The following is a 26,140-nucleotide window of genomic DNA, read 5'->3' as shown; positions in this document are numbered from 1 at the left end:
CGGAGCCGGGTCCTGACGGCCACGGCGCGCGGGTCCGCCTCCAAGCCCGCGCGCCGATGTCGAGGGGCTCCGGAGGCCGCTCCGGAGCCCCTCCAGGCTTCACGTGTGTGCTTCTCTCTCCCTGGGTGCGCTGGGTTGATCCTGGCGTGGAGGGAGCGGTGGTGTACGGAGGGCGTGTGCTGGGCGGACGCTACAGCCTGGAGACGCGGCTGGGCCCTACGGCCGAGCCGACCGTACAGGTGCAGGCCCTACTGAACGCCTGCCGCAACCCGCCCCGGCGCAGACGGCGCTAGCCGACCGTCGGTCTGCCCACCGGACCGGTAAGCAGCTCGGTGAGCGCGGACTGGCTGGCGGAGATGGCTTCCTTCAGGTCCGTTTCCACGAACGGGAAGATCTCCATGGCGAGGATGCCCGAGAAGTCGGTCTGCCAGCGGTCCAGCAGCGGCGCGTAGTCGACTGTGCCGCCGCCTACACGAAGATGCTGGTCAGCTGTGCCGTCGTTGTCGTGAACGTGGTAGTGGCAGACGCGCGAGCCGAAGAGCCCGGCGGCTGCGGCCAGCCCTCCCCCGTTGTGGTCGTGAACGTGGGCATGGCCGATGTCCAGGGCGATGCCGACGTTGTCCAGCCCGATCGTGTCCACCAGGTCGCAGAGGCCGGTGTAGTCGCGGTCGGCGGCGCGCGAGCTGATGCCGATGTTCTCGACGGCCAGGGTGACGCCCGCCGCGGCGGCCTCCTCGCCCAGGGGACGGATGAGGTCGGCCGCGAAGGCCCGGCCGGACTCGTCGGCCGACAGGGGCAGCTCGTCGCGCGTACCGCGGATGAGGTGGAAGACGACGACCCGAGCGCCCATGTGGTGCGCGGCGGCGATCGTACGGCGCAGGCAGTCTGCGGAGGCCGCGCGGATCTCGGGGTCGGGGTCGGCCAGGCAGATCTGGTCGATGGGCGCGTGCACGGAGAGGCGCAGGTCCGCGGTCCGGGCCGCGACGGCGCGGGCCTGGTCGTCCGAGGGCAGCAGGCCGTCGAAGAGCGCGGGGTCCAGGAGCGCGATCTCCAGTGCGCGGAAGCCGTGCCGAAGCGCGTGGTCGATGCCGCGGTCGACGGGTTCGCCCGGAAAGGCCCAGGAGGAGAACGCGATGGTCGGCAGAGGCATGGCCAGCTCCTCGTGCGGTGGGCCGTCTTGTGCGACGTTACCTGCCGGGAGGGGATTCGCCGAGAGAGCCGAGGGGATAGTGCAGTCGCCCGATTCCGTCGCGCATGCGGGCGGCGGGGGGCGGGGTCGCGAGCCAGCGTTCGAGCTGCGCGGCCTGCGGCATCCCGGCGGCCGAGAACAGCCGGACGGCCTCGCTCCAGGACTCGCCGCCCGTCTCGTTCTGCCCGAGCCGCATTTCGGCGATGCCGCGCCGCAGCATGAGCTGGGCCAGCCCGACGTGGTCTCCGAGCGCTTCGAAACCGTCGCGGCACGCCTCGTACCGGCTCATGGCCGTGGCCAGCTCGCCTTGCTCGCGGGCCAGGTCGGCAAGGCACAGGGCCGCCCAGGTGGTGCCACGCCGATCCCGGACGGTCTCGCACAGCGCCAGCCCTCGCTCTGCTTCGGAGACCGCCTCGGCGAAACGGCCGCACCTGCCGTCCAGGCTGCTCAGGTCGAGCAGCGCGTACGCGCGTCCACGGTCGTCGCCCAGGGTGTGGAAGTGGGCGATGCACCGCTGGAGGCATTCCGACGCCTCCTCGTACCGTTCCTGCTCGGCCTGGATCCCGCCGAGGTCGAGCAGCGCGTAACCCTCGCCACGCTGGGCGATCGACAGGCCGCGCAGAGTACGGCCGAGCCAGCGGACGTCACCGAGCTCCTCCAGGATCGGGATGCACTCCTGGAAGTGGCCGATCGCGCCGGCGATCTCCGCCTGGTCCGTCTCGACGAACGCCAGCCGGCGCAGCGCGTACGCCTTGTACCGCCGGTCGCCGAGCTCGGTGAAGATCGTGATGCACTCGGCGTAGGCGTGCCTGGCCTCGGCGAGGTCGCCCTGTTCGCGGTGCACCACGCCGGCTTCGAGCAGGACCCTGCCCTCGCCGCTTCTGTCGCCGAGCCGCCGGTGGACCGCGACCGCGTCGCGGTAGGCGGCCAGGGCGTCGGCGGGCTGGCCGTGCCGGTAGCGGCGGCCGAGCCGCCAGAGCAGGTCGGCCTCGCGGGCCGGATCGGCCAGCAGGCGGGCGGCCGACAGGGCGAGCACGTGGCTGGCCTCCCACTCCTCCCACCGCGACTCGGTGTCGAAGAAGTCGGTCAGCGCGACGGCGAGCTCGCACGCCAGCTCCCACTGCCCGTCCTGATGCGCCTGTTCGATCCCGAGCACGAGGTTCGCCGCCTCGATCTGGAGCCACAGGCAGGGGTCGGCGGCGATCGGCTGGGCCACGCCCACCCGCAGGAGCTGTGCCCGCGCCGCCGCGTCCACGGGAGTCACGTCGTGGTCGAGCAGCTCGGCCGCGTGCCGCGCCGCGTTCAGCTCCGTGCCGAGCAGGCGGAGCACGAACGCGGGGTGGTCCGGCTCCTCGGACTCGGCCAGTTCCTGGGCGAGCAGGCGCAGCAGGTCGTGCATCCGGTAGCGCAGCTGCCCGGCCGCGTCCACGTGAGGCGGGTCGAGCAGGCCCGCGTCGATCAGGGCCTCGCAGCGGTCCTCCGCCTCGGCCGGCGTGAGGTCGGCGAGCGCGGCCAGTCCCCAGGCCGGGATGTCGGCGGACTTGAGGAGCCCCAGCAGCCGGAACGCCTGCCGCACCGGCGCGGCCTGCCGCGGATAGCTCAGCGCAAGGCTGGCGCGGACTTCGATGTCCCCGGCCCGCAGCCGCCGCAGCCGCGTCCGTTCGTCGGCCAGCCGCTCCACCGACCAGCGCAGGCTCTGGCTGGGACGGCCCGCGAGCTGGGCTCCGACGACCCGTACCGCCAGCGGCAGCATGCCGCACAGGCCGACGATGAGCCGCGCCTCGGCGGGCTCGGCCGCGACGCGTCCGGGCCCGGCCGTGGACGCCAGCAGGCTCAGCGCGTCCTCCTCGTCCAGGACGTCGAGGGCCATCAGCGTCGTGCTCTCCAGCCCGGCCAGGCGCGAGCGGCTCGTGATCAGAACGGCGCACGACGCGCTGCCGGGGAGCAGCGGCCGCACCTGGGCCTCGTCGCGCGCGTTGTCCAGCACGATGAGCATCCGCCGGTCCGCCACCGCGGCCCGGTACCGTCGCGAACGGGCGTCGACACCCTCCGGGATCGCCGAATGCGGCACTCCCAGCTCGACGAGGAACTCGCTCAGCACGGTCGTGGCGTCGAGCGCCTCCGCTTCGGCGCCGCGCAGGTTCACGTACAGCTGGCCATCGGGATAGCCGCGCTTGAGCAGGTGCGCCACATGGACGGCAAGACGCGTCTTGCCGACCCCGCCCTTGCCGGACAGCGCGGAGATGACCACGGCCCGGGCGTTGTGCTCGGGCGCCCGTGAGAACAGGTCGACCAGCTGCTGGACCTCGAACCCGCGGCCGGTGAAGTCGGCGATGTCACCCGGCAGGCCCTCCGGGCGAACGGCGGGCGGTACGGAGGCCGCCGCCTCGTTCCGGTTGCTCGCCTCCCGGTAGGCGAGGAGCGCCGCGATCATGGAGGCGACGCCCGCGGAGCCCAGCTGGAACGCGCCGATGCCGGCGATCGAGCCCCAGCCCGCGGCCGCCGCCGTGAACATCGTGGTCGCGGCGGCTCCCGCCCACAGAAGCGGCGAACGGCCCCCGAGACGGCCTCCATTGCCGACCATGCCTCACACCAGCCAGGCTTGCAGTTCGCCGCGATGGCGCCGGAGCCATCGGACGGAACGAAGATGCCGTTCGCATCGGCCTTCGGCCATCGCCCTGACCCATGCGGGATGTCCCTCGGCGGCCTTGGCCCGTACAAAGTCGTAGGCATAGACACAGCAATCCATGACCGCGTCGAGCAACCGTACGCGGTCTGTTACGGGCAAGCCGTACTCGTCACAGAAAAGGGCCAATCTGGGGCCTGGACGAATCCCGGCGTGGATGCGTTCCAGATCGCACTCGTCGCGCACCGGGAGCCAGTGCCGAATGGCGACCGCGACATCCCACAAAGGGTCCACCGGCGCGCACAGATCAAAGTCGATCAAGGCGACGGCCAGGCCATTCCGGCAGACCACGTTGTCGGGAACGAGATCGTTGTGGCAGACCACCGTTCCGGCCCATTCGCGCGGCGGCACTGGCTGGTGCCACACGGCGTCCGCGGGGGCCCGATAGGAGGCCGCGGCGTCGTGCAGGCGCCGCAGCAACCTGGCGACGCTCGCCAGCGTGCGGCCCGTCGCCACCCAGGCGGGCAAGGGCGGGCAGGGCACGTCCCCGCGGACGAAATCGAGGATTTCCCGCCCCTGCGCGTCCGTCCCGTGAACGCGCGGCGAACCCTCGAATCCCGCGCGCTCCAAATGCCGCAGATATCCGTGGACCGAGGGCGAGTAAGGACCCATTGGGCGATGAACCCTGTCGCCTATTCTGATCAACTGCCCGGGATGGGAATGCCCGCCGGTGAGCACCTCCACATCCTCGTTTTTCATCGCCCCTCCTCCAGCCCGATTCCAGCATCGGACATCTCCCCCCAGATGCAAGGGTCGGCTGACTCACCATGTGACAAAACACGAGCGGAACGACACGTGCGGTCACCAGGCGAGCGGCGACAACGCGGGCCGTATGAGACGAGCGGCACGATCGGGCGGTCGCGCGGGCGTGGCCGGGTTCGGCCTTTCGTTTTGTCCCTGTTTGTTCGGGTAACTCGCGCTACGACCACGGCCTACGACGAGGTGACGAAGCGATGAATTTCAGAACCGGCGTGGTCGTCGGCGCCACGGGTTACCTGACCGCCCGGACGGCCGTGCGGCGGCTGCGCGGACGCCTGCTCGGCGCCCTCGCCGCCCGGTACGAGGCGAAGCTCGACCAGGTGGTGCGCCGGCTCACCGCCAAGGCGGAGACCGGCGGCCCGCTGGTCAAGGGTGCCCTCGCGGGCGCCCGGGCGCTCGCGGAGGGAAAGTCGCCCCTTCGTGCGGTGCTGAGCGCCGGGTGGGCGGCCGTCAAGGCCGTGCTCGCCGGCGTCTTCGGCCGCCTCTTCGGTCGCCTCTTCGGCCGTCGCGGGAAGGCCAGGGTCACCAGCATCGTCGAGCACGTCGACATCGGGGCGCCGCGACGGCTGGTGTACGACCAGTGGACGCGGTTCGGGGACTTCCCGGCGTTCATGAAGAAGGTCGTCAGCGTCGACCAGCCCGCCGACGAGAAGCTCAGCTGGAAGGCCAAGATCTTCTGGTCCAGCCGGACCTGGGAGTCCACCATCGTCGAGCAGCTGCCCGACGAGCACATCGTCTGGCGGTCCACGGCGTCCAAGGGGCACGTCGACGGCACGGTGAGCTTCCACGAACTGTCCCCGGACATGACGCGCGTCCTGCTCGTCCTCGACTACCACCCCAAAGGGCTCGTCGAGCGCACCGGCAACCTCTGGCGAGCCCAGGGCCGCCGTGCGCGCCTCGAACTCAAGCACTTCAGACGGCACGTGATGACCGAAGCCCTGTCACGCCCCGGAGAAATCCACGGCTGGCGCGGCGAGATCCGCGACAGCCAGGTCGTCACGTCCGCCCCCAACACTTCATGACGCCGAGAGAGGCGGAGGTACAAGCACCATGAAACTCCCCGTGGGAGACATCGCGAAGCGGCTGCCAGGCCGGAAGCAGTCGACCCTGAGCCGCATCACCAAGAAACTGCCCACCGGTGCGCTCAAGAGCCTGCCGAGCGGCCGCGGCAAGAAGAACCTGCCGGGCGGCCGTGCCACCGGTGCGGCAGGCGGCGCGCTGGTCGGCATCGGCGCTGCCGTGGCAGCCACCCGGGCCGCCGGCCGCCTGAAGGAGCGACGCGACTCGTCGCCGGACGAGAACTCCTCCTCCGCGCCCGAGTCGTCCGGCGTCGAGGCCGCGAAGAGCTCGAAGCAGTCGAGCGACCAGCCGGAGCAGGGCAACGGCGACGAGAAGAAGGGCACCCTCGCCACGATGCTCAAGCGCGGCGGCCGCGATGGCGGCGGCGATGGCGGCGGCGAGGGCAGCGGCGGCAAGAAGGTCAAGGCCATCAACATCGTCGAGGAGATCGACATCGGCGCGCCCCGGCGGGTGGTGTACGACCAGTGGACGCGGTTCCAGGACTTCCCCACGTTCATGAAGAAGGTCGTCAGCGTCGAGCAGTCCGCCGACGAGAAGCTCGCCTGGAAGGCCAAGATCTTCTGGTCCAGCCGGACCTGGGAGTCCACCATCATCGAGCAGCTGCCGGACAGGCGCATCGTCTGGCGGTCCAAGGCCCGCAAGGGCCACGTGGACGGAGCGGTGACGTTCCACCGGATCGCCCCGAACCTCACGCGCGTGCTGCTCGTTCTCGAATACCAGCCGAAGGGCCTCGTCGAGCGCACCGGCAACCTCTGGCGAGCCCAGGGCCGCCGGGCCCGGCTGGAGCTCAAGAACTTCCGCCGGCACGTGATGACCCGGAGCCTGCTGAACGCCGACGACCTGGAGGGCTGGCGCGGCGAGATCCGTGACAGCGAGGTCGTCATGACGCACGAGGAGGGCCTCGCCGCCGAGGAGAAGGCGCGGCAGGAGGGCTCCGACCAGTACGAGGAGACCTACGACAAGGAGTCGGCCCGCGAGTCCGGCAACGCGTCCGGCCGGGCGAGGACCACCGCCAAGAAGGCGGAGAAGAAGCCCGAGAAGGAGTCGCAGACCAGCAGTTGACCTCATTCGGCGGGTGCTGCGGGCCGCCAGCTGTGGGGAACGCGGCCCTCCGCGCAGGGACCGGTGACACCCTCGCGCGGAGGGCCCGCGCCTGAGAATGTGACCGGACTCGCGCGCCGCATTCGGCAGGCCGCAATCGCGAAATCAGCCGAATACCATGCGTGACGAAGGCGTCAATGGCCAGGATGGGCACATGCCCTTCCCGTTGATGCCCGGGTACGACCACATCAATCTGGTCGCCGACCTCGATCCGGTGGCGGCGGTGCGGGACGAGGAGACCGGCGAACGCATCCGCAGGTTTCCCAAGCTGATCCCGGCCGGATCGCCGGACTTCGGGTTCGCGATCCAGACCGGAACGCAGTGGCGCATCGGCTGCACCGGCGCGTGCGATCCGTCGGGGGCGCGGTACGACCTGGCCCGCCACCTGCGGACGAAGGTCGAGTGGCAGAAGGACCCCGGGGTCGTCCGGGCGATGCGGGCCGCCGCCGACCGGCTGGATCCGCCGGAGGGCGAGCCGTCGTCCATGGACGAGTGGGAGCTCGGCGAACATCGTTACCGGATCATCCGGATCGAGAAGTTCACGCTGATCAACCAGGGCGTGATGGAGCCGCCCCGCGTCACCGACTCCGACTGTCCCGAGACCGACGCGCAGCTGCGCGACCATCTGATCGATCCTCGTGCGCCGGCCGGGCAGTGGGAGGCTCAGCTGCGGCTCAACCTCGTCGGCTACATCCCGAGGCCCGGCGACGTGTCGGACGAGTTCATGGCCGAGGCGCGCCAGGCGATCCGTGCGTACGCCGGGGTGGTGCTGCTGCCGCCCACGTTCACGGTGCTGGAGATCGCCGGCACCAAGGCCAAGCCCATCACCGGCGGAAACGATCCGCGAGAGGCGCGCGACCATCTCGCCGGTTACTTCACCGACCTGCTGCCGGGGCTGCGCGAGTTCCAGGGCGATCCGGCCACCGACGCCGAGCTCGCCGAGTGGAGGCACGCCGCCGAGCAGATCAAGGCGACGAACGGGCACGACTTCAGCGTGCTGGGCCGCCGGTTCCACACCATCCGCGTCTCGCGGATGCTCCGCCTCGGACGCGACGGCCCCGAGCCGCCGCGCCACTCCGACCAGGAACGTTACGGAATACCCGAGGCCAACGCCGGCTGAACGTCCCGACCACTGGCAGGGTCGGGCACGGACGGTCACCGCTGCAGAGGTGGCCGGTCAGAAACGGCAGCGGGCGGCGGCCTGAATGGGGCAGCCGCCGCCCGTTGCCGTCATCGCGGCCGTTGTCGCGGCCGTTGTCGCGGACTACGCGTCATGGATTGCGGGTGATGGTGAACGTGGTGGTCGTGTTCTTGACGTCCTGGTAGTTGCCGCTCAGCCGGAGATCGGTGAACGTGGCGGCGCCCACCGCAGGCCCCTGGCCAGGCTCGGGCAGCTCGTTCACCCAGATACCGAAGCCGGACTTGTCGTTCCAGGCGTCGCCGCTGCGACGCGCACCACTGATCGAGATGTTGGTGAGAACGGTGTCGGTGACCGGGTTCTGGGGCCGCCCGCCGACATAGTTCGTCTGGAACATGATGCCGCTGTACGACGGATCGACGATGTCGACGTCGGAGATTCGGATGCCCTGGAAGACCTTCGACGCCGAGAAGAGCCAGATCCCCGGGAACGTCTGGTCGCCCCAGAAGTGCCCGCCCGCGCGGATGATCGAGATGTTCTCGAACCTGGTCTTGGGCTCGAACCCGAAGCCGTTCATCGGATAGCCGAAGTCCAGCGAGCTGATCGTGATGCCCGAGTAGACCAGCGTGTCGGCGATGTGGATGTTGCGGAAGACGTTGTCGTAGCCGCCGTAGACGGCGACCCCGGCGGCCCGCCACGGCAGGATCGCGGTGAGGTTCTCGTAGACGTTCCCCTTCATGTCCGAGCCGCCCGCGTCGATCGCCGAGAACAGGGCGAAGCTGTCGTCGCCGGTCGACCTGGCCTCGCTGTTGCTGACGACGTTGTCCGTACTGCCGTTCGTCATGTTGAGGCCGTCGGCGAACATGTCGCGGATACGGGCGTTCTTGATGGTCATGCGATCGGTGTTGGCACCCCAGTACAGGCAGACCATGTGCTCGGCCCAGATGTCGTCGATCACCATGTCGGAGACGTTCTGGAAGTCGAAGACCTTGCCGGGGCCATCGATGCGCGAGGTGTAGTTGCCGAAGTAGGCGAAGTGCGCGAACGTCGAGCCCTTCGCGGTGTTGTCGGCCCGGAAGCCGACATCGGTGTTGTCCTGCGCGGCCGGGGCGTGGAACCGCGTGAACCACACTCCCGCTCCGATGATCTTGATTGCCTTGCCGTAGACCTGGAACTTGCCCGAGGTCTGGTAGTCGCCTGCGGGCAGGTAGACCCCGACGAGGCCGGGGTCCTGGCGTGCCTTGTCCAGGGCGTTCTGCACGTCCTGATGGCCGAGACCGGCGGGCACCGCGTACTTGGCTGGGTCGGGGTTCGGCTTCTCGGCGACCTGCTCGGTGTTGACGAAATCGATGGCGTACGTGCTGGTGTTGGCCGCGTCCTTCTGCAGCTTGATCTTGCTTCCCGCCTTGACCGTGGTGCCGAGCAGCAGGTTGGCCTCGTCGTAGATGTGCCGGGCCTTGCCTGGAACGGGACTGTTGCCGGGATTGGCCTCGTCGCCGTACAACCACGCGTGCCGCGACGACAACGTGATCGGTTTGAGGAACGTGCCGTCCACGTAGACGTTCAGCGTGGCGGTGATGCCGCCGCCGCCCGGCGCGTCCGGGATGGAGAAGCGCGTGACCAGCGTGTTGGTGCTGGCCTTGGTGGTGAACTCGACACCGGCGCCCGTGGTGTTCAACGTGACCGCGCGCCGGCCCGACGCCTCGCCCGCGACGGTGCCGACGGCGATGGAGGGTCCGGCGAGCTGGGCGCCGCCGCTGAGGGCCGCGTCCTCGGCCTCGTAGTGGTCGTAGGGCATGTTCGCGCCGCGTCCCACGTGGAAGGGCCGGGTGCTGGTGTTGTTGGCGCGTTTGACCGGGAGTTCGTTCGCGTCGTCGGCGAGGACGACCCGTACGGAGTAGCGGCCGTTGACCGCCGTCCAGCCGCCGAGTTCGAGCGGGGCGGCCGACTGCCCGGGGGCGAGCACGCCGCTGTACGAGCCGCTCAGGGATTTGACGACGGCGCCGTTCCCGTCCAGCAGCGCCAGCGTGACGCCGTGGGAGCCGCCCGCCGTGGCCACGGTCCCCTCGTTCTTGACCGTCACCGTGAAGGTCACGGTGTTGCCCGCCGAAGGGTTGCCCGGGCTCCAGGTGACGGCCGAGGCGACCACGTCGGAGCTCGGCACCGGCTTGACGACCAGCGGAGACGGCGCGTCCGCGGCGTTGTCGGTCTCGTTCGGCTCGATGTTGTCGTCGCCCGCGTCCGCCTTGGCGCCGACCGTGTACGAACCGGCGTTCCTGGTCCCGATCGAAGCGGTGACCTGCGTGGACGCGCCCGCCGCCAGCTCCGGCGCGGCGGCCGACGCGACCTTCTGGCCGCCGATCAGGAACTCGGTGGTGCTCGCGTCGGCGGCGGCGGTGCCGTTGTTGCGCACCGTCGCGCGCAGCGTGATCGTGTCGGTCTCGACGGGCGCGGACGGCGTCCACGAGACGTCGGTGAGCCCGAGATCCGGACTCGGCGCCGGGCTGCCGATGACCTGGAACTCGGCCGCCTGCGCGCCCGTGGCGCCGCTGTTGGCGGTGATCCGCAGCCTGACCTCGGCGGCGGTGCCGGACACGGGAATCGAGACGCTGTTGCCGTTGGTGGCCGGGTTGAACGTGTAGGTCTGCGCGGCCTTCAGCGTTGTGAACGTTCCGCTCGCGCTGGTGCGCCCCAGGACTTCGATGTTCTGGGTACGGGCGGCCCAGGCGGAGTCAGGATTCAGCTTGACCGCGACGGACGTCAGGGACGCCCTGCCGCCGAGGCTGACGGTCAGGTCGGCCGGATAGCCGCCGGCCGCCGACTCCCAGTACGTCGCCAGGTTGTTGTCGTTGGCATTTGCCGCCAGAAAGTTGAAAATTGTGGACGACGCCGTGATGGGTTTGCCGGCCGCGAGGTTGGAACCGGCTTGCCCTTGGCGGATGACGGTGTTGCTGCTGGGTGACAGGTTGCCCGCCGCGTCCTTGGCCTTCACGTAGTACGAGACGGTCGCGTTCACGGGCTGGGTGTCGGTGTACGTCAGCACGTTGCCGCCTACGCTCCCCCGCAGCACGTTGTCGGCGTACACCTCGTACCCGGTCACGCCCACCTGATCGGACGACGCGTCCCAGGTCAGCCTGATCTGTCCGGCGCCCGGTTCGGTATAGGCGAGGTTGGCCGGCGCGGTAGGCGGAGTCTGGTCTCCCTCTGTCGGCCCGTAGACCTCGAACTCCGACAACTGGGCCGCGGGCCACCCGGTGTTCGCCGTGATCGTCACCCGCAGGTACCGGGTCTGCTTCGTGTCGTACGTCAGCGTCACGGTGTTGTGCTTCGAGGGCGTGAAGACCCTGCCACCTGAGCCGACGAGGTCGGTATAGGAGGTGCCGTCGACGCTGCCCTGCACGGCCAGGGTCTGCGTACGCTCACCCCAGCCGTCCGTCGGCAGTTTGAGGACCACCTTGCTGGTGTCGACCGTCGCCCCCAGGTCGACCTGGATCCACTGCGGGAACGAGTGGTTCACGCTCTCCCAATAGCTGCCCTGGTTGCCGTCGTTGACGTTGCGCGCGGCGTAGGTGCCGTTGGCGGTGCTCGCGGAGACGACCCTCCCGGCCGCCAGGTTGGTCTCGGCCACGGCCGGTGCCGGCGTCAGGCCGATCAGGCCGGCCACGGCGACCGCCACGGCCAGCAGCGTTCTGATGTACCTCGATCTCATCCCGGACCTCTCGGGGAAATCGGCCGCCTGCCTCGACGCGTCCGGACCGCAAGCGGGGGGTGGGTGGGACACCTCCGTCATGCCGGAGATGTGTGAGACGCGTCACAGACGCTAGATAAGTTAACAACAGAACGCAAGAGACAAACAGATACTTGAAATTCAACGACAGGCTGCCGACTGAATCTGGCGGACCGCTCAGGGGCGTTCGCGGTGCTCCGTGCGCAGGCTTCTCAGGAGCTGCTCGCTCTGGTGCTCCCAGTGGGCGAGACCGAGACGCCGATGCGCGGCGAGGGCGGCCTCGGCGTGCTCGATGGCCTGGTCCGTACGGCCCAGGCTCGCGGCGAGCTCGGCGAGGACCAGCCGGTTCGATCCCCAGGCGGCGGTACCCATACCGGCGATCATCAGCCCGTCCGCCATCGGCGCCAGCCGGTCGTACTGGGCCTGCGGGTCGGGGACGCCGAGGCGGGCGGCGACCATGCCCCAGACCGGGATCAGGAAGTCGGCGATCCAGGTCTCGGCGACCTCGGTGCCCCAGCGTTCGACCAGCTCGCGGGCGAGCCCGGTGCGGCCCGCCTCGACGGCGGCCAGGACGGCGACGGGCCGGAGCGGCACCAGGTCGGGCGCGTCGGCGGCCGCCACGAGCTCGTCCGCCATCTCGTGTCCGGCGCCTTGGCCGCGCTTGCACGTGTAGATGGCCAGCAGCGGCCGGAACCGCGAACCCCATGGCGTCGAGCCGAACCGCAGGGTCACGTAGGCGTCGACCAGCGCCTGCGCGTCCGCCCACCGTGCGTCGAGCGTGGCCCGCGCCGTCTCGGCGATCCGCACCATCGACTCCAGTTCGGGCCGCGGCCGGTCGCCCAGCAACGCGTGGCATCGCGCCATCTCGCGGTCCCACCCGGCCAGGTCACCAGACCGCAGCAGGCACGACATGAGGAAGATGCGCGCGATCAGCTCGGTGGACCGCGGAACGTCCGGCAGCGCCGCCATCTCCTCGGCCGCCCTGCGCATCGTCGCGGTGCCGTCCGGGACGAACGCGGCGAGCATCAGATTGTTGAGCGTCTGCGCCCGCAGCGCCGGGTCACCGATCTTGCGGGCGAGCTCGACGCCCTCGGCGGCGTGGCCCTCGCCCTCGGCGCGGCGCGGGCCGTAGTACAGCTCCACGCCGAGCGCCCCGAGCAGCCCGGCGCGGTCGCGGTCGTCCAGGGGACGCGCCAGAAGCTCTTCGATCGCGTCGACGACGGGCTGCCTGATCACGCCGAACGGCCGCCACGTCCACAACGTCGGCGCGCTGAACGCGGTCAGGACACCGATCAGCGCCTCCTGGTCGCCCCAGTGCCGGGCCAGGTCGAACGCCTCGTCCAGCTCCCGCCCGGCTCCCGCGGCGTCGCCCACCGCGCGGCGCGCCTTCCCAAGCTCGGTCAGCACCCGGGCCCGTTCCGGACCCGCGCCCGGGGGCAACGAGGCCAGCGCCAGCTCCCAGAACTCCATCGCTTCGGTGTACGCGAGCTGCCCGGTGGCGTGGCGGGCGGCGCGCGACGCGTACTCCACCGCCTTGGCCGCGCCGCCGACCTTCGCCGCCCGGCCGAAGTGCCGTGCCAGCGTGGCCGATTCGGCCGTGGGCAGGACGGGCTCCAGTGCCTCCCCGACCTTCAGGTGCAGCCGCGAACGTTCGAGCCGGCTCAGACCCGAGTAGAGGGCCTGGCGCACCAGCCCATGGCTGAACCGGTAGTCGGCGTCCCCGAACGAGCCGGCCGGGGGCTCGGTGAGCAGGCCCGCCGCGACCGCCGGTTCGAGCGCCATCATCACGTCCTCGGCCGTGGCCTCCGTGACCGCCTCAAGGAGATCGATGTCGGCCTCGGCGCCGGCCACCGCCGCGACGCGCAACATCCGCCGGGTCTCCTCCGGGAGCTGGCCGACCCTGCGTTCGATCACCTCGCGCGCGCCCTGCGGGACCACGTCCGGCAGGCCGCGCTCGCTCTCGCGCAGCCGGAGCACCTCACCGAGGTAGAACGGGTTGCCGCCGGTCCGTTCCAGCAGGACGCCCACGAGCCCCGGCTGCTCGGCGATCCGGCGCGTCCGCAGGTAGGCCGACACGTCGGCGGCGTCGAACGGAGGCATCTCGACGTACTCGGTGCCCTCCAGCCGCGACAGCGAGCCGAGGGCGGCGCGCAGCTCCTGCGGGTGGTCGCCGGGCTCCGCGCGCAGCGTGGCCACGATGAGCACGGGCCGCCGGGCGACCGCGTCCGCCACGTAGGCGAGCAGGCGCAGCGACGACACGTCCGCCCAATGCAGATCCTCAAGGACCACCATCAGCGGCACCTCGCCGCCGGGCCGCCCGGCCAGCGCCGCGACGACCCGTTCGTACAGGTCGTACAGTGCCGCGTCCGGGTCGGCGGATTCCCTCGGCGCCTCGTTCGACAGCAGGGCGGGATCGGCGCCGGCGTCGCGCAGCACCTGGATCCAGGGCCAGAACGCCGGAGCGGTGCCGTCCACGCATCCGCCCCGGGCGACCCGGAACCCACGGGCCACCGCCTGCTCCGCGATCTCTCTGGCGAGCCTGGACTTCCCGATCCCCGCCTCGCCCGTGATCAACAGCATCCCGCCGCGTCCGCGCCGCACGTCGCCGAGCCGTTCGTCGGCCCGGGAAAGCTGCTCGTCCCTGCCGATGAGCCCGTCGGACGCGGCTCTCCGTTCCTCCGGCCGCTCCTCGGCGGACCGTTCCGGAATCGCCGGACGCGGCACGGCGGGGACGTCGAGCTCCGGCGACTGGTCGAAGACGGCCTGCTCCAACCGGCGCAGCTCCGGCCCCGGCTGCAAGCCGAGGTCGTCGTCCAGCCGGGTACGGACGCGGCGCAGCGCGGCCAGCGCGTCGGCCTGGCGCCCCGTGCGGTAGAGGGCGAGGACGAGCAGGGCCCACGCGCGTTCCCGATAGGGGTGTCCTTCGACCAGGGCTTCGAGCTCCGGAACGGCGGGCGCGGCCTCACCGAGGGCGAGCCGGGCCTCCAGTCGGTCTTCCAGCGCGACCGCCCGCACCTCGGTGAGCTTGGTGATCACCGGCTGGGCGAACTCCTGGTCGGCGAACTCCCCCAGCGGCTCACCGCGCCAGAGATCGAGGGCGCGGTCCAGGAGCCGGAGCGTCTCGGCGTGCGCGCCCCGAGCCAGCGCCCGGCGCCCCTCCCCGGCCCACGCGGTGAAGCGTTCGAGATCCACCTGACCTGGGGCGACGGCCAGCAGGTAACCGGGTTCGCGGGTGAGCAGCGTCCGGGGTGGCGTCCGGGGCGCGCGGTCCGGCTCCAGTACCTTGCGCAGATGCGCGATGTAGGCCTGGAGGGTACGGATGGCCCCGGCGGGCGGCTCCCCGGCCCACAGCTCCTGGACCAGCCGGTCCAGCGACACCACACGGCCCGGTTCCAGAGCGAGCATCGCCACCAGGGCCCGCTGCTTGCGCGTACCGAGATCAAGGCGGGTCCCCGAGCCGTCGATGACCTCCAACGGGCCGAAGAGCCCGATCGACAGGCCGGCTGACATATCCACCTCGATGCACGTTGATCGAACAACCACAGCATATGGACCCGGACCGCAGCTCAGAGCTCAGCTCGGACCTCAGCCGGACCTCAGCTCGGACCTCAGCTCGGACCTCAGCCCGATCCCAGCTCGATCCCAGACCGCCCGGCCGAGACTGAGGCCATCGACACGGAGGGAAAAATCATGAACGTCGCACCCGAGCTGCGCAGCACGATCAAGGGCCGGGTCCTGGTACCCGGCGACGAGGGCTTCGAGCAGGCCACCCGGCCCTGGAACGTTTCGGTGGCCCAGCCCGTGGACGCCGTCGTGGACGCCGCCGACGCCGACGACGTGGCCGCGCTCGTCCGCCACGCCCGGCTGAACGGCCGGACCGTCCTGACCCAGCCGAGCGGCCACGGCGCCACCGGCGACGTCGAGGGCACGATCCTGCTGCGCACCGGCCACCTCGACGAGTTCGACGTCCGGCCTTCGGAGCGGACCGCCCGGGTGGGGGCCGGCGTGAAATGGGGCCGGGTGATGGAGGCCGCGAGCCCGCACGGCCTGACCGGGCTGGCCGGAAGCTCTCCCGTGGTGAGCGTGACGGGGTACACGGTGGGCGGCGGGCTCAGCTGGTTCAGCCGCCGGCACGGCTTCGCCGCCGACGCCGTCCGCGCGTTCGACATCGTGGACGCGGGCGGCGACAGGGCGCGGGTGACCGCCGATTCCGACCCCGACCTGTTCTGGGCGCTGCGCGGCGGCAGCGGGGACTTCGCCATCGTCACCGCGATCGAGTTCGACCTCTTCCCGGCGCCGCGGCTGTATGGCGGCCGTCTGACGTGGCCCGGCGAGAAGGCCCCCGAGGTGCTGGCGGCCTTCCGCGAGGTGACCGCGGCGGCGCCGGACGAGCTCGCGGTCTGGTTCGACCTGCTGCAGTTCCCCGGCGCGCCCCCGCTGGCCGGCGTGGACTTCACCTTCCTGGGCGACGCCGCCGACGCGGCCGGCCTGCTCGGCCCGTTCGACAAGATCGGAGGGCTTCTCAGTGACGGCCGCCGCGTGCTGCCGGTGGCCGAGCTCGGCTCGATCACCGCCGAGCCGACCGATCCGTCTCCCGGAAGCTCCCGCGCCGAACTGCTGACCGAGCTGACCGACGACGTGGCGGCGACCCTGCTGGAGGAGCCGATCGACCCGCTGCTCAGCGTCCAGCTCCGCCATCTGGGCGGCGCGCTGGCCCGTCCGCACGAGAACGCGGGAGCCAGCGGCCGGATCACCGAGCCGTACCTGCTCTACATGCTCGGGATCGCCGCGACCCCGGAACGGGGCGCGGCCGCGCGCGGCCGGCAGGCCGAGATCGCGACCGCGCTGACGGCCGCCACGAGCGGACGCAAGCCGTACACGTTCCTGACCGCGGGCGAGAAGGCCGCGAGCGCGTTCTCCCCGGCCGCCCTGTCCCGCCTCCGCGAGATCAAGCGTGACCGTGACCCGCTCGGCGTCTTCCGGAGCAACTTCCCGGTCAACGGCTGACCCGCGCCGGCCACGACCGCGCGGCGCCGGTAAGTTGATCAAGTGCCCTACGTCGAGACGCCCCTGACCGAGTCCATGCGCGACACGATCGAGAAGGCATGGGGCCGTGGCTTCGGCGGCGAGGCGGAACGGCTTTTCGGTGGCGAGGAGTCCGCGGCGTACCGGATCGCTGACGTCGTGGTGCGGGTCGGGCCGGTTTGGCGCGATACCGCCGAGGCGGAGTGGTGCCACTCGATCGCCGTCCATGCCGCGTCGGTCATGCCGGAGGCCGTGGCTCCGCTCCGTACGGCGGACGGCGCCACGGTCGTACGGGCGGACGGCAGGCCGCTCTCGCTCTGGCCGTACGTCGAAGGCGAGTGGCCCGACGCCGACGAACCCGCCGTACGGCTCGCGGGCGCGCGGCTCTTGGCCCGCCTTCACCGGGCTCTCGCCTCCTACGCGCCGCCGCCCCGCCCGGTCGCCGCGTTCGTCGAGACCGGGCTCTACGGTGAGGCGCCGCAGGACGTGCCGGAACTCGCGGACCCTGAGCTCGACCGCTGGCTGGCGGGCTTCCACCGCCGCAATCGCACGCGCCATCCGCTGCACGGCGACTACTACACGGGCAACACCCTCGCCCGCGGAGGGGAACTGGTGGCGGTGCTCGACTGGGACGAGGCCATCGTCGGCGCTCCCGAACTGGAGGTCGCGTCGGCCGCGCTGGAGTGGTCGGACGAGGACTCGGGCGCGGCCGCGCAGTGGCGGGAGTTCGTCGCCGAGTACCACCGGGCCGGCGGTACGGCCGGGCCGATGGACGACGTGACGGTGGCGCAGCTCATCCGGCATCGGCTGCGCCGCGAGGCCGCCTACTTCGAGCTCGCCCGGCGGCGCGGCGCCGAGCACGACGAGGACGACGTGGAGTATTACCGGCGGCGTGTGGAGATGTTCTTCGATCTCCGTCCGTCCGCACGCGCCTCGTGAGCGGGCCGAGGCGCCACCAGGTGAGGCTCCGCCACACCCACTCCGCCGGTCCGTACGCGAACCGCTCCAGCCACCACCGGCTCGCCGTCACCTGCACCAGCAGGATCGCGAACGTGAGCGGCGCGACCGGCAGGGCGCGGCCCGCGATGAGGATCATGACGGTCGCGGTGAGGTAGTTGGTCAGGGCCGTTCGCCCGAGCGGTTCCAGAACGTGGCTGACCGCTCGCCCGGCGCGCGTCCGCAGGACCAGCAGCAGGCCCGTCGCGTAGGCCGTCGCGGTGACCACGCCCGCGACGGCCGCGATCCGAGATGACCCGGCTGCCAGCTGCCAGACGTTCAGCGGAACGGCCACAGCCGCGCTGACCATGAAGACGGCGGCGGGGCACCGCTGGAGATCGTCGGCAATGCCGTAGCGGACGGCGGCCAGCCCGAGCAGGAAGAGCCCGGGAATCAGCTCGATCCCGCCGTCGGCGAACGCCAGCGCGGTGGCGGTGGCGGTGACACCCGTTCCGAGCACGAGAGAACGCGGCAGGAACGAGGCAGGCAACAGCACGAGGACACCGGCGATGGCGTACGGCAGCAGCACCTCGCCGGGCTGCCCCATCTGGTGGGCGAGGCCGATCGGGATCAGGAATCCGAGCCGGGCGAGCATCACCAGCCTCGGATGGCTCGTCCGGACGGCCGCCGCACGCAGGAAGAGCGCGAAGCCCACCCCGAAGAGGAACGCGAAGATCGGAAAGAACCGCTGGTGCAGCGCCGTCTCGTACAGCGGGCCGTGCACGGGCAGGCCGGTCATGGCGACGATGTTCACCGGCAGGATGCCGCAGAGGGCCAGGCCGCGAAGAGCGTCGATCTCACGGACCCGGCCGGGAGCACGGCTGGGACCCTGATCGGGAGCACGGTCGCGGAGCTCGTCCATCCGTCTCCCCCGCCGCTCGTCCGGGGACGTCCTGACCCAGAATAGAAGCATGTCCAAACGCCGTGACGCCGCTCCGTGCCCGTGCGGGCTCCCCGCCGCCTACCGGGAGTGCTGCGGGCGCCTGCATCGCGGGGAGGCACGGGCCGCGACGGCGGAACAGCTCATGCGCTCGCGGTTCAGCGCGTTCGCCGTCCAGGACGCCGCGTACCTGATCGAGAGCTGGCATCCGGCGACCCGGCCGCCCTCGATCGACTTCGAACCCGGACTGCGGTGGGAACGCCTCGACATCGTCGACACGACCGAGGGCACGCCGTTCCACACCAAGGGGACGGTGGAGTTTCGCGCCTCGTACTCCGCCAAGGGCGGGCAGGCCGGCGAACTGCACGAAGTGAGCCGGTTCGTCCGACATGACGGCGTATGGGTTTACCTCAAGGCCATTGTGCGTTGATTCTGGAGTCTCACGAACCAAACCGGGTAACTTGCCATCAAACCTGAGCAGGCTCTTTCATTTTGAATCCCCCCGGGTCGATGCCCTGGGCCGGTCAGCAGGATGGCGAACGTTGGTTGTGAGCAAGCGATCTCGGTTCTTTGGACTCCTGCTGGCCGCCGGTCTCGCGGTGTCCGCCTGCCAGTCCGGTACGGACGGGTCCGGCGGCGGGGGCGGCGGGTCGGCCAAGGCGCCGCCGGCCAAGGTGACGATCACCCCGGCGTCCGACACCAAGAAGGCGCGGCCCGACAGCGGCGTCACCGTGACGGCGGCGGGCGGCAAGCTCGACACCGTCAGCGTGAAGTCGGGGTCGAAGGAGGTCCCGGGCCGGTTCAACGCCGCGCGCACGGAGTGGAAGTCCACGTGGACGCTCACGCCGAGCGCCTCGTACGAGGTGTCGGCCAGCGCGAAGAACGCCGACGGCGTCGCGGCCCAGGCGAGCAGCAAGTTCAGGACGCTCAAGCCGGACGAGACCGTGACGGCCTCGCTGGACTGGATCCTGGAGGGCAACCAGGGCAAGAAGTACGGCGTCGGAACGCCGATCATCCTGAACTTCGACCGCGAGGTCCACAATAAGGACCAGGTGGAGAAGGCGCTGGAGGTCAAGGCCGAGAAGCCCGTCGAGGGCGCCTGGCGGTGGATCGGCGACCAGCAGGTCGTCTACCGCACCAGGACCTACTGGCCCGCGCACCAGAAGGTCACCCTCGTCGCGCATCTGGCCGGCGTCCGGGCGTCGAAGGGGGTGTACGGGACGAAGGACCTCACCCGCACGTTCAAGATCGGGGCGTCCCGAATCTCGACCGTCAACCTCAAGAAGCACAAGATGACCGTCAAGGTCGACGGCAAGAAGGTGCGCACGGTCCCGGTCAGCGGCGGCAACGGCAGCACGCTCGAATACACCACCACCAGCGGCGTCCACCTGGCGATGGAGAAGGACAACCCGACGCGGATGATCTCTCCGGGCCGCAAGAAGGGCGACCCGGGCTACTACGACCTGCTGATCAACTACGCGGTGCGGATCTCCAACAGCGGCGAGTACCTCCACCAGACCGCCGGGGAGTACTACTGCCTCGGCGAGGCCAACTGCAGCCACGGTTGCGTCCGCCAGCCCGCCAAGGACGCGGTGTGGTTCTACCGCACCGTCCAGCCGGGCGACGTCGTGGTCGTCACCGGCACGCGGCGCGATCTCGCGTGGGACAACGGGTGGGGCTTCTGGGAGATGCCGTGGAGCAAGTGGAAGCAGGGCAGCGAGCTCGACTGACCGAGTCGGTTCGCTAGAGCGACTGACTAGGATGAACGGGGTGAAGCGCACGCCGTTCTCCCGCTGGCCCTGCTCCGTCGCCCGCACCGTGGACGTCCTCGGCGACTGGTGGACCCCGCTGGTCCTGCGCGAGGCGTTCTATGGGGTGACCCGCTTCGACGACTTCGCCAAGAGCCTGGGGATCGGGCGTAACGTCCTGACGCAGCGCCTGGGCCGCCTCGTTGAGGAGGGCATGCTCGAACGGGTGCCCTACCAGGAGCGGCCCGTCCGGCACGAGTACCGCCTCACCGAGAAGGGCCGCGACTTCTTCCCCGTGCTCATGGCGATGATGCGGTGGGGCGACAAGTGGATGGCCGGGGACGACGGTCCGCCCATCCTGACCCGTCACACGACCTGCGGCCATACCGCGCACGCCGAGGTCGTCTGCTCGGAGTGCCGCCAACCGCTCAGGCACGGCGACGTCAGGCCCGAGCTCGGGCCCGGGTTCCCCGAACGCCTGCGGGAGCCGGCCGAGGAGCTACCCCGCTTCGCCGCGGACTCCCGCTCCGGTCCGGGGCGCTCAGGCGGGGACGTCCGAGAGGAGTGACACACGGGCGGGCACGTATTTGTGCCACGGCGTGCCCGCGAACTCGTCCCTGTCTTCGGCGGCGGTCAGCTCGTTCGGCGCGACCCCGGTGACGACCGGCGCACCATCGCCGTCACCTCCGCCTCCGCCTCTGCCGTCGCCGCCTCCGTCGCCCCCGTCCGGACCTGGCACCGACAGGCCGAAGCCGTTCGGCAGCGAGATGTGACCGGGACGCATCCGGTCGTTCGGCTCCACGATCACCTCGGCGCTCCCGCGCCGCGTCGTCAGCCGGACACGGTCGCCCGCGACCACGCCGAGCCGCTCCGCGTCCACCACGTTCATCCGCAGCGTGCCCTCGGGATCGCGGCGGCGCCAGGTGGGGTCGCGGATGATGGTGTTGGCGGTGAACGCGCGGCGCTCGCCCGCCGACAGGACGAACGGCCAGTCCGAGCCTGCGTCCGGCCCCGGGAGCGGGCGCGCGGCGAGCCCGGCGACCTCGGAGAGGAGTTCGGGAACGTGCAGCTGGATCCGCCGGCCGCCGAGACGCCGCCAGGTCTCGTCCTGCTCGTCGTCGGTGATGACCACACCGTGCGGGTTCGTCACGATGGCGTCGAAGAGCCGTTCGCCCGCGTCCAGGCCCTCGCCGTATCCGGCGCGCTTCACCCCGGCGGGATTGTCCTGCGCGCATTTGTGCGCCAGTGCCCACAGCGCGGCGGCGGACGCGGCGCCGTTCGGCAGCGTCGGCCCGAGCGTCCGGTACAGCAGCACGGACGCCAGCCTCATGAGGCCCGGCCTTTCGGCGAGCGTTCCCAGGAACGCCTCGGCGAACGCCTGCCGTCCCTTGGCCGCGGCCTCGCGCAGCGGGGCGTAGTCGTCCTCGCCCAGGGCACCCGCGGCCTCGACCAGCCGCGCGTGAATCTCCGGCTCCGGCAGTACGCCCTCGGGGGCGTCCACCACCGGGTGGCGCAGATGGAAGATGTTGCGCGGGAAGTCGAAGTTGAAGAACGTCGCCTCGTACTTCTCGTACTGCGTGGGCGCGGGCAGCACGTAGTCGGCCAGGCGGGCGGTCTCGGTCATCGCCACGTCGATGACGACGACGAGGTCGAGGGCTGCGAGCGCCTCGCGCATGCGCGCCGAGTCGGCGAGCGAGTGCGCGGGGTTGGCGCTCTCGACGAGCATCGCGCGGTAACGGTCCGGATGGTCGGTGAGGATCTCCTCGGCGATCACGTTGCACGGCACCAGACCGCCGATGATCTTCGCTCCGGCCACCGGGCTGCGCGGACCCTCGTTCGCGGGATGACCGCGGTCGCGGCCGATCGGCGCCATGCTGGAGAAGACGTACTGCGCCCCCTCCTTGCCGAGGTTGCCGGTCAGCAGCCAGATCAGTTTCTCGACGTAGCTGACGAGCGTGGAGTCGCGGTTCATCTGCACGCCGAGGTCTTCCAGGACCGCCACCGACGACGCGCCCGCGAGCCTGCGCGCGGCGGCCCGGACGAGCCCCTCGTCCACGTCGGCGACCTCGCAGTAGCGGGCCACGGGCACCTCGTCCAGCACGGCCGTCACCTCCGCCACGCCGTCGGCGTGCTCGGCGAGCCAGTCCGCGGCGACGAGCCCCTCCTGCACCACGACCGCCGCCAGCGCCGTCAGCAGGTAGAGGTCGGTGCCGGGCCGCACCTGGAGGTGGAAGTCGGCCAGTTCGGCGGTCTCGGTACGCACCGGATCGATCACGATCATCGATCGGCCGGAGTCCTTGGCGATCTCCTTGAGCACCGACCGGGCGCGCGGGAAGCCGTGCGACTGGTAGGGGTTCTTGCCGACGAACAGCGCGACCTCGCAGTGTTCGACGTCGGCGCGGTTGGGCAGGCCGAGCATCCGCGCGTTCACCCAGAACTCGCCGGTCTTCTCCTGCGCGAGCGGGCTGGAGCGGTAGCGCATGCCGAACGCGCGCATCGTCGCGGGCGCGTACGCGCCGCCCAGATGGTTGCCCTGGCCGCCGCCGCCGTAATAGAAGATCGTCTTACCGCCGTGGGCGGCCTCGATCTCGGTGAACCGCGCCGCCACCTCGGCGATCGCCGTGTCCCAGTCGATCTCCTCGAACGTGCCGTCGGCGCGGCGGCGCAGCGGCCGCGTGATCCGGCCGGACCGGCCGTTCTGGTAGTGATCGAGGCGCAGCGCCTTGTTGCAGGTGTAGCCGTGCGAGGCGGGATGCGCCTTGTCGCCGCGGATCTTGTCGAACGACCTGCCGCCGGGGCCCACGAGGATCTCGATGCCGCAGTTGCACTCGCACAGGATGCAGGCGCTGGGCCGCCATTCTCCCGCGGGTCCGGTCCGATGCTCGGTCATCGTCATGGCCGCACTCTAACCGAGTCAGTTCATTAGCGAAACCCACTCCGGGCCGCGACCGGTCCCAGGCGCGTGGCCGGTCACCGGTGGCGCGTCAGCAGCGCCGGATCGTGATGCTCTCCTGGGCGCTCACGCCACCGGTGACCGAGATGCTGACGACCATCGTGGACTTCGAGGGGAAGTACCCGGAGGCCGAGCCGACCTCTGGCTCGGTGCCCTTGGCGTGACCGCCCTTCTGGTTCCACGAACCGTCGTGGTAGATCGTGTACGAGAAGGCGGTGGGACGGCCCGACGGTTCCCTGATCTGGTACTGGTAGCCGTACCGGCCGCCACTGCAGCCACCGGACAGCGAGATCATCCCAAGGCTGTCGCCGCCGCCTCCCCCGCCACCGCCTCCGCCCCCTCCGCCGCCGCCTGACGGCGGTGGGTCGGGATCGGGGCCGGGATCGTTCGGGTCCTGATCGCGCGGATCTCCGCTGGAGCCCGGCTTCGGCTTCGTGCCCGCGCGCGGTTTGCGGCTCGCCCCCGGAGAGCTGGGAGTGCCCGAAGGCTTGCCCTTGGCCTTGTTACCGGCGTTCCCCGCATTGGGTGCTGTGCTGCTCCCGTGCTGGGGGCCCGCCACACCGCCTTCCAAGCCGGAGCCGTTGCCCTTGTCGGATTTGGAGGCGTCCGATTGCCCTGGCCAGAAGATGACTCCTGTTGTGACGACGACCGCCGCCAGTACGACAGCGGCGGCCACGGCCAGAACGAGGACCGCCTTGCCTTGCCCTGACGAACGCTGGGTGCCCTGCCGGACACCTGGCGCCGTCGGACCCACCGGCACTGGGAGCGGCGGCATGGTGGACGCGCCCTGTGGCGGCTGCGTGGCCAGTGATTCCACCACGGTGACCGGCGCCTGTGGAGCAATGACGGGCGCCTGCGGAGCGATGACGGGCGGCTGCGGACCAGTGCCCGCTGAATGGGCGCTGAGCAGGCGCAACACCACGTCCTGCATCGTGGGCCGCTGCGCGGGGTCCTTGGCCAGGCAGGCGACGACCAGGGACCGCAGCGGCTCGGCCAGGTCGCCGAGGTTCGGCTCACCCTGCAGAACGCGGTGCATGATGGCCGGGAGGCTGTCGGCGCCGAACGGCGGCCTGCCCGTGGCGGCGTACGCGACGACCGCTCCCCACGCGAAGACGTCCGCCGCGGGACCCACGGATTTCCCGGCGAACTGCTCGGGCGCCATGTAGGCGGGCGTGCCGATGATGCCGCTGGTCACCGTGAGCGGCGCGGCACTGTCGCGGGCGATGCCGAAGTCGATGACGCGCGGGCCGTCCGGGCCGAGCAGGACGTTGGACGGCTTGAAGTCGCGGTGCACGATGCCCGCGCCGTGGATCGCCGCGAGCGCGGTCGCGGTGGCGACGGCGAGCCGCTGGACGGCGGCCGCGTTCTCCCGCGCCCCCGCCTGCTGCAGCGACGGCCCCTCGACGTACTCGGTGACGATGTACGGGCGCGGGCCGTCGAGCGAGGCGTCGAGGACCTGCGCGATGCAGAACGGATCGACCCGGCGCGCCGCGGCGATCTCCTTCATGAAGCGCTCGCGCACGCGCGGATCGGCGGCGAGCTCCTCGCGGAGCAGCTTGACCGCCACCGGCGCGCCCTCGGCCGTCGAACCGAGGTAGACCACGCCCTGGCCGCCCATCCCGAGCCGCTCGGTGAGCCGGTAGGGCCCGACCTGCCGGGGGTCGTCCGGGCGCAGCGGATCGGCTTCGGGCATGGGGAGCGGCTCCTGCGACGGCACGACGATCAGGGGAGGTTCGTCACACTAGTGCACCTTTGCGCGCCGTGTCCCTCGTTCGCTGATCTTGCTGCGGTACGACCGGGCAGGTCAGGGGCCGCGCGCGGCCAGTTCACCGAAGGCGTTCCATGACGCGGCGCAGAAGATCCCGGCGGTGACCGCCATCGCCGGTGCGAGCGCCCCGCGCCCGAACCTGCCGATCGCGAGAGCCACCAGCCAGTGAACGACCCCGATGACCACCATGGCGGCGGCGAACGCCGACCACGCCCCCGCCGCCCCGTTCGGCTGGACCCGGAGCGTGAACCTGAGCAGCAGGCCGACGGTCCCGGCACTGAAGAGCCCCGCCAGCACCCAGGTCGCGGCGCGCCCCACCCCCAGTGCCTTCCGCATCATGGCCCTTCCTTGTCGCCACCGGCGTTCTCTTACCCGGCGGTGAGCAAAGCCCTGGCCACGGGCTTCATCCTGGATGACTACGAGCACGCAAACGGGGGGCATGCGCGACCGGCGGTGCGGGCCGCCGCCATCGGGTGCTGGTTGGGTCTCAGGATGCGTTCGACGAAGCGATTCATCGCCGTGGCGATCGCCACGGGACTCGTCAGCGGCGGCTCCGGAGCGGCGATCCCGGCGTCCGCCCTCGCCGCTCCGGAGCCCCTGGCGCGCAAGCCCGGCGTCTACCGCGTCACCACCCAGGCGGTGCGAACCCACAGCGGTCCCGGCAGTACGTATGGCGTGACCGGCGTGCACAAGGCGGGCATGCTGCTGGCCGCGTCCGGGCGCAACTCCAAGGGCTGGACGGAGGTCTTCCTCTCGACCGGCGGCTCCGCCTGGATCAAGTCGGTCCACCTGACCAGGGCCACCGGCACCGTCTACAAGGTGCAGGCGCAGCCGGGAGCCAACTTCCGCTCCGGCCCGGGCACCAACTTCAGGCAGAAGGGTTTCCTGAAGCACGGCGTCATCGTTCCGGGCACGGGCAACACCAAGCGGAAGTGGGCGCAGCTCCTGCTCTCCAGCGGCGAGCTCGTCTGGGCTTCCACCCGGTACATCGTCCTGATGAACGCGACGCTGACGGCACCCGCCCACGCCGGGCCGCCCGCCGCCGACGCGCCGGAGGACCCGCCTAAGGAGAAGCGCACACGCTGACTCC

At 71.0% G+C, this 26,140-nt stretch carries 18 protein-coding genes and 1 pseudogene; 10 read left to right on the top strand and 9 right to left on the bottom strand.

Annotated elements, in window-relative coordinates; all coding sequences use genetic code 11:
• Nucleotides 1-161 precede the first annotated feature (161 nt).
• On the top strand, nt 162-293 hold the full coding sequence (locus tag ABD333_RS16075) for a hypothetical protein (RefSeq protein WP_344541705.1): 132 nt from the start codon (nt 162-164) through the stop codon (nt 291-293).
• On the opposite strand, the gene ABD333_RS16070 is transcribed toward ABD333_RS16075, so the two are convergent.
• Genes ABD333_RS16070 through ABD333_RS16060 form a run of 3 tightly spaced genes read right to left on the bottom strand, consistent with a single transcriptional unit; the run spans nt 290 to nt 4,574 of the window.
• The gene (locus ABD333_RS16070; RefSeq protein ID WP_344541704.1) at nt 290-1,150 is read right to left on the bottom strand and encodes a sugar phosphate isomerase/epimerase family protein; all 861 of its coding nucleotides are present in this window, start codon (nt 1,148-1,150) and stop codon (nt 290-292) included. The two genes, ABD333_RS16075 and ABD333_RS16070, sit on opposite strands and share 4 nt — an antisense overlap.
• 37 nt (nt 1,151-1,187) lie before the next feature.
• Nucleotides 1,188-3,773, bottom strand: coding sequence for an ATP-binding protein (locus tag ABD333_RS16065; protein WP_344541703.1), 2,586 nt, complete (start codon nt 3,771-3,773; stop codon nt 1,188-1,190).
• 3 nt (nt 3,774-3,776) lie between these two features.
• Entirely contained in the window at nt 3,777-4,574 is a 798-nt protein-coding gene (locus ABD333_RS16060; RefSeq protein WP_344541702.1) for a phosphotransferase, read from the bottom strand.
• A gap of 254 nt (nt 4,575-4,828) precedes the next feature.
• On the opposite strand from ABD333_RS16060, the gene ABD333_RS16055 reads away from it, so the two are divergent.
• From ABD333_RS16055 to ABD333_RS16045, 3 genes are all read left to right on the top strand, one after another.
• Nucleotides 4,829-5,656 carry an SRPBCC family protein gene (locus ABD333_RS16055; RefSeq protein WP_344541701.1) on the top strand — a complete coding sequence of 276 codons (828 nt, stop codon included), beginning with the start codon at nt 4,829-4,831 and terminating at the stop codon, nt 5,654-5,656.
• A gap of 28 nt (nt 5,657-5,684) precedes the next feature.
• On the top strand, nt 5,685-6,776 hold the full coding sequence (locus tag ABD333_RS16050) for an SRPBCC family protein (RefSeq protein WP_344541700.1): 1,092 nt from the start codon (nt 5,685-5,687) through the stop codon (nt 6,774-6,776).
• 193 nt (nt 6,777-6,969) lie between these two features.
• Nucleotides 6,970-7,935 carry a DUF5954 family protein gene (locus tag ABD333_RS16045; RefSeq protein WP_344541699.1) on the top strand — a complete coding sequence of 322 codons (966 nt, stop codon included), beginning with the start codon at nt 6,970-6,972 and terminating at the stop codon, nt 7,933-7,935.
• A gap of 151 nt (nt 7,936-8,086) precedes the next feature.
• On the opposite strand, the gene ABD333_RS16040 is transcribed toward ABD333_RS16045, so the two are convergent.
• Entirely contained in the window at nt 8,087-11,662 is a 3,576-nt protein-coding gene (locus ABD333_RS16040; protein WP_344541698.1) for a discoidin domain-containing protein, read from the bottom strand.
• 195 nt (nt 11,663-11,857) lie between these two features.
• Nucleotides 11,858-15,190: an ATP-binding protein gene (locus tag ABD333_RS16035; protein WP_344541697.1), complete on the bottom strand. Its 3,333-nt coding sequence runs from the start codon at nt 15,188-15,190 to the stop codon at nt 11,858-11,860.
• A gap of 180 nt (nt 15,191-15,370) precedes the next feature.
• Between ABD333_RS16035 and ABD333_RS16030 the strand changes: the two genes are divergently transcribed.
• Complete coding sequence (locus tag ABD333_RS16030; RefSeq protein WP_344541695.1) at nt 15,371-16,687, top strand: FAD-binding oxidoreductase; 1,317 nt, start codon at nt 15,371-15,373, stop codon at nt 16,685-16,687.
• A gap of 42 nt (nt 16,688-16,729) precedes the next feature.
• On the top strand, nt 16,730-17,644 hold the full coding sequence (locus ABD333_RS16025; protein ID WP_344541693.1) for a phosphotransferase enzyme family protein: 915 nt from the start codon (nt 16,730-16,732) through the stop codon (nt 17,642-17,644).
• Between the two features lie 22 nt (nt 17,645-17,666).
• Here ABD333_RS16025 and ABD333_RS16020 read toward each other — a convergent pair.
• A pseudogene (locus ABD333_RS16020) lies at nt 17,667-18,011 on the bottom strand (DUF418 domain-containing protein); the annotation flags it as partial.
• A 601-nt stretch (nt 18,012-18,612) separates the two neighbouring features.
• Between ABD333_RS16020 and ABD333_RS16015 the strand changes: the two are divergent.
• The 3 genes from ABD333_RS16015 to ABD333_RS16005 all read left to right on the top strand — a co-directional run bounded on the left by ABD333_RS16015 (nt 18,613) and on the right by ABD333_RS16005 (nt 20,897).
• On the top strand, nt 18,613-19,011 hold the full coding sequence (locus ABD333_RS16015) for a YchJ family protein (RefSeq protein ID WP_344541691.1): 399 nt from the start codon (nt 18,613-18,615) through the stop codon (nt 19,009-19,011).
• Between the two features lie 118 nt (nt 19,012-19,129).
• The gene (locus tag ABD333_RS16010; RefSeq protein ID WP_344541689.1) at nt 19,130-20,311 is read left to right on the top strand and encodes a L,D-transpeptidase; all 1,182 of its coding nucleotides are present in this window, start codon (nt 19,130-19,132) and stop codon (nt 20,309-20,311) included.
• Nucleotides 20,312-20,351: 40 nt separating this feature from the next.
• Nucleotides 20,352-20,897, top strand: a complete 546-nt coding sequence (locus ABD333_RS16005; RefSeq protein WP_344541687.1) for a winged helix-turn-helix transcriptional regulator — start codon at nt 20,352-20,354, stop codon at nt 20,895-20,897.
• On the opposite strand, the gene ABD333_RS16000 is transcribed toward ABD333_RS16005, so the two are convergent.
• From ABD333_RS16000 to ABD333_RS15990, 3 genes are all read right to left on the bottom strand, one after another.
• The gene (locus tag ABD333_RS16000; protein WP_344541685.1) at nt 20,871-23,225 is read right to left on the bottom strand and encodes a molybdopterin-dependent oxidoreductase; all 2,355 of its coding nucleotides are present in this window, start codon (nt 23,223-23,225) and stop codon (nt 20,871-20,873) included. The genes ABD333_RS16005 and ABD333_RS16000 overlap by 27 nt on opposite strands.
• 88 nt (nt 23,226-23,313) lie before the next feature.
• The gene (locus ABD333_RS15995; RefSeq protein WP_344541683.1) at nt 23,314-24,975 is read right to left on the bottom strand and encodes a serine/threonine protein kinase; all 1,662 of its coding nucleotides are present in this window, start codon (nt 24,973-24,975) and stop codon (nt 23,314-23,316) included.
• A gap of 111 nt (nt 24,976-25,086) precedes the next feature.
• Nucleotides 25,087-25,389, bottom strand: a complete 303-nt coding sequence (locus tag ABD333_RS15990) for a hypothetical protein (protein ID WP_344541681.1) — start codon at nt 25,387-25,389, stop codon at nt 25,087-25,089.
• 153 nt (nt 25,390-25,542) lie between these two features.
• Between ABD333_RS15990 and ABD333_RS15985 the strand changes: the two genes are divergently transcribed.
• Nucleotides 25,543-26,136 carry an SH3 domain-containing protein gene (locus ABD333_RS15985; RefSeq protein WP_344541679.1) on the top strand — a complete coding sequence of 198 codons (594 nt, stop codon included), beginning with the start codon at nt 25,543-25,545 and terminating at the stop codon, nt 26,134-26,136.
• The last annotated feature ends 4 nt before the right edge of the window (nt 26,137-26,140 follow it).

Origin of the sequence: Actinomadura fulvescens (genome assembly GCF_039533225.1) — a bacterium.
Classification (GTDB): domain Bacteria; phylum Actinomycetota; class Actinomycetes; order Streptosporangiales; family Streptosporangiaceae; genus Spirillospora; species Spirillospora fulvescens.
The sequence above is the reverse complement of the archived record's forward strand: the minus strand, read 5'-3'. Positions and strand labels throughout refer to the sequence as shown.

Excerpts from the sequence above, each read along its gene's own strand:
- ABD333_RS16055 (WP_344541701.1), top strand. The coding sequence starts at position 4,829 with ATGAATTTCAGAACCGGCGTGGTCGTCGGCGCCACGGGTTACCTGACC.
- ABD333_RS16070 (WP_344541704.1), bottom strand. The coding sequence starts at position 1,150 with ATGCCTCTGCCGACCATCGCGTTCTCCTCCTGGGCCTTTCCGGGCGAA.
- ABD333_RS16065 (WP_344541703.1), bottom strand. The coding sequence starts at position 3,773 with ATGGTCGGCAATGGAGGCCGTCTCGGGGGCCGTTCGCCGCTTCTGTGG.
- ABD333_RS16015 (WP_344541691.1), top strand. The coding sequence starts at position 18,613 with ATGTCCAAACGCCGTGACGCCGCTCCGTGCCCGTGCGGGCTCCCCGCC.
- ABD333_RS15995 (WP_344541683.1), bottom strand. The coding sequence starts at position 24,975 with ATGCCCGAAGCCGATCCGCTGCGCCCGGACGACCCCCGGCAGGTCGGG.
- ABD333_RS16050 (WP_344541700.1), top strand. The coding sequence starts at position 5,685 with ATGAAACTCCCCGTGGGAGACATCGCGAAGCGGCTGCCAGGCCGGAAG.
- ABD333_RS16000 (WP_344541685.1), bottom strand. The coding sequence starts at position 23,225 with ATGACGATGACCGAGCATCGGACCGGACCCGCGGGAGAATGGCGGCCC.
- ABD333_RS16045 (WP_344541699.1), top strand. The coding sequence starts at position 6,970 with ATGCCCTTCCCGTTGATGCCCGGGTACGACCACATCAATCTGGTCGCC.
- ABD333_RS16030 (WP_344541695.1), top strand. The coding sequence starts at position 15,371 with ATGAACGTCGCACCCGAGCTGCGCAGCACGATCAAGGGCCGGGTCCTG.
- ABD333_RS15990 (WP_344541681.1), bottom strand. The coding sequence starts at position 25,389 with ATGATGCGGAAGGCACTGGGGGTGGGGCGCGCCGCGACCTGGGTGCTG.
- ABD333_RS16040 (WP_344541698.1), bottom strand. The coding sequence starts at position 11,662 with ATGAGATCGAGGTACATCAGAACGCTGCTGGCCGTGGCGGTCGCCGTG.
- ABD333_RS16035 (WP_344541697.1), bottom strand. The coding sequence starts at position 15,190 with ATGTCAGCCGGCCTGTCGATCGGGCTCTTCGGCCCGTTGGAGGTCATC.
- ABD333_RS15985 (WP_344541679.1), top strand. The coding sequence starts at position 25,543 with ATGCGTTCGACGAAGCGATTCATCGCCGTGGCGATCGCCACGGGACTC.
- ABD333_RS16060 (WP_344541702.1), bottom strand. The coding sequence starts at position 4,574 with ATGAAAAACGAGGATGTGGAGGTGCTCACCGGCGGGCATTCCCATCCC.